We start from the raw sequence: 1,742 nt of genomic DNA, 5'->3' as shown, positions 1-1,742 counted from the left end.
CCTGCCAGTCATCCCTGAGTGTTGCTACTCATTTCGACTGAACGAATCGCACCAATAATCAACTTTGAACCATAGCGCTCCGTTTTGTAACCAAGTTGCCTACGGAACTCATAAAATGAGGCATCCGCGATAGAACCGGCCAAACAATGATTTTTCAACATTCCAGACACATTCAAGTCTTCAATGACTACTTGGCTGTGGTTCTTAGCCAAAAAAGTCGTGATTTTATGAATAGCGTCCCGGCGAATATTTGCTACCCTTTGATGTAGCCTTTGGACTTTTAAGAGACATTTGGCCCGATTTTTCGAGCCTTTTATTTTGCGACTTAAATGGCGTTGTAATTGAGCTAGTTTTTTGGTGGCTGATTTATACGCCTTGGGATTAGAAAACTTTGTCCCATCGCTAGCCGTCGCTAAAGTATTAATTCCTAGGTCAACTCCAATTCTCTCTCGACATTTAGGTGTAATCTCTGGTGGGATTTCCACAAAAAAGCTCATATACCAGTCACCAGCTTGGCGCGTTATCGTGACTTTCTTAACTAAACTGGGGGGTAGGGCCTCAAATGTAGAAACCCAGCCCACAAAAGGCAGCTTATGGCGAGTTCCTGACAACTTGAATGGTTTTCCGCAATTGTCAAGCGTAAAGCTATCATGGTGGCCTTTCTTCTTAAATTTAGGATAACTGCTTATTCCCTTAAAGAAGCGCTTAAAGGCATCCCCTAGATTAATGAAGGCATATTGATAAACTCTAGAAGACAATTCGGACATCCAAGGATATTGAGGTTTTACATAATTCGTAAAAACCTTTTTGATGGAGTTAACGTTAGGCTTGAGTCCCTCTTCATAGGCTGACCTCCATAAGTGTAATCCCCAATTAAACACAAACCGAGCATAGCCCGCGTGTTTGGCCATCAAGGTAGCTTGACGGTCATTGAGTTTTAGTTTTGTCTGGAAAGCTTTGTAAGGCATGATTTCATCTTACCATCAATCCGAATTTCTTGAGTTGGTGGGAAGGCGAAATTTGCTACTGGTTTGGGGTTTAACTGTATAGTGTTTCTCATCTGTTTAGGGACTCGCGATGGCGGCCCCTTTCTCGTTGGCGGCCCAGAACATCCGAGGGCTTTGAATCGTACCTCATGAGTCTACCGAACCGTTATCTATCCATGATTGAGTTGCGAATCTTCTTGAGTATTGTACCTTATTGTCCTAAGATGCCCTCCAAATCTCCGACTAAATCCTTGCTCTTGCTCCCAAGATTTTCGCGGCGGTCGCATCAGCATTAACACCCAAGGAATTTGTGATACGGAGTTTTGCGATCGCCTTTCGGATCAAACTTCGGATATCACCCCCACATTGGAACGTGATGCTGAGTTGAGCGGCATCGTCACGCTCAATACCCCCGACTTGGACCCCACGGATGCGCTTGTTCCGCTTGAGACCAACTTCCTCGACCCATCCGGCCAAAGTACCACTGGCTGTCAGGGAGACGAGAACAGCTTCACGGTGGGGGGTCGCCGAGGCATCCCGGCAAGTCCCACGGACCTGCTCTCAGAAACTCGGATTTTGACCGACTTAGGCCGCATTCACAGCAATCGCATCACGGCTGGTCGAAATAGAGAAGGATCAAAACTAGGATTTCCAGGTTTGGCTTATGGAACGATATTAACTATCCCTCTTTTGTCACTCTAGGCAGAGGAAAATAAGAAATGTCCATCAGCCGAAGGAGGGAAGAGCGCGAAGCAA

1 protein-coding gene and 1 pseudogene are annotated in these 1,742 nt (G+C 45.8%); one reads left to right on the top strand and one right to left on the bottom strand.

Annotated elements, in window-relative coordinates; all coding sequences use genetic code 11:
• Positions 1-53 precede the first annotated feature (53 nt).
• A pseudogene (locus NG792_RS28755) lies at positions 54-968 on the bottom strand (RNA-guided endonuclease InsQ/TnpB family protein); the annotation flags it as partial.
• 222 nt (positions 969-1,190) lie between these two features.
• Here NG792_RS28755 and NG792_RS28750 point away from each other — a divergent pair.
• Complete coding sequence (locus NG792_RS28750) at positions 1,191-1,688, top strand: hypothetical protein (RefSeq protein WP_261237798.1); 498 nt, start codon at positions 1,191-1,193, stop codon at positions 1,686-1,688.
• Positions 1,689-1,742 lie beyond the last annotated feature (54 nt).

The organism is Laspinema olomoucense D3b, from assembly GCF_025370785.1.
GTDB classification, from domain to species: Bacteria; Cyanobacteriota; Cyanobacteriia; order Cyanobacteriales; family Laspinemataceae; genus Laspinema; species Laspinema olomoucense.
This window is presented reverse-complemented; position numbering and strand designations above follow the sequence as displayed.